Here is an 888-nt window from a genome sequence, read left to right as displayed (position 1 = left end):
CCCATCCGCTCGGAAGCATAACTTCCCGGGCTTGGCGGGAAGACGACGGTGCGGTTGCCGTTGATGAAGGTGCGGTGGTGGATATGGGCGTGGATGGCGCGGGCCAGCACCTGGCTTTCCACATCGCGGCCGAGCGAGACATAATCGTCGGCGCTCTGGGCGTGGGTGATACGCACCGTGTCCTGCTCGATGATCGGGCCCTCGTCGAGATCGGCGGTAACGTAATGGGCCGTCGCGCCGATCAGCTTCACGCCGCGCTCATAGGCCTGCTTGTAGGGGTTGGCGCCCTTGAAGGAGGGCAGGAAGGAGTGGTGGATGTTGATGATTTTGCCAGACATCTTCCGGCACATGTCGTCGGACAGAACCTGCATGTAGCGCGCCAGTACCACGAGTTCCGTGCCGCTGGTCTCGATCAGGTCCATCAGCTGGGCTTCGGCTTTGGGCTTATTCTCCTTCGTCACCCTGATGTGGTGGAAGGGAATGTCGTGGTTGACGACAACCTTCTGGTAATCGAAATGGTTGGAGACGACGCCGACGATGTCGATCGGCAATGCGCCGATCTTCCAGCGATAGAGCAGATCGTTGAGGCAATGGCCGAAACGGGAGACCATCAACAGCGTCTTCATGCGCTGGCCGTCCGGATAGATATCCGCCTCCATGCCGAATTTTTCCGCCACCGGCTTGAAGCCGTCGGTGATGGCCTCAAGGGTGGCGCCTTCCTCGGAGATGAAGGAGACGCGCATGAAGAACTTGCCGGTCTCGAGGTCGTCGAACTGCGAACTGTCGACGATGTTGCAGCCTTTTTCCGCCAGATAACCGGAAATCGCAGCCACAATGCCACGGGTCGATTTGCAGGCTACGGTCAGAACATAGGATGTCATTCGTTTT

The 888-nt window shown here is 58.9% G+C and carries 1 protein-coding gene; it reads right to left on the bottom strand.

All coding sequences use genetic code 11. From position 1 onward, the window contains the following. The coding region (purU, locus tag L904_RS22010; protein ID WP_035259300.1) for a formyltetrahydrofolate deformylase at nt 1-881 on the bottom strand (881 nt) is incomplete at its 3' end. Nucleotides 882-888: the final 7 nt, after the last annotated feature.

The organism is Agrobacterium sp. LY4 (genome assembly GCF_001526585.1).
GTDB classification, from domain to species: domain Bacteria; phylum Pseudomonadota; class Alphaproteobacteria; order Rhizobiales; family Rhizobiaceae; genus Agrobacterium; species Agrobacterium leguminum.
Note: the sequence above shows the minus strand (reverse complement) of the source record. Positions and strands in the feature narration are given on the sequence as shown.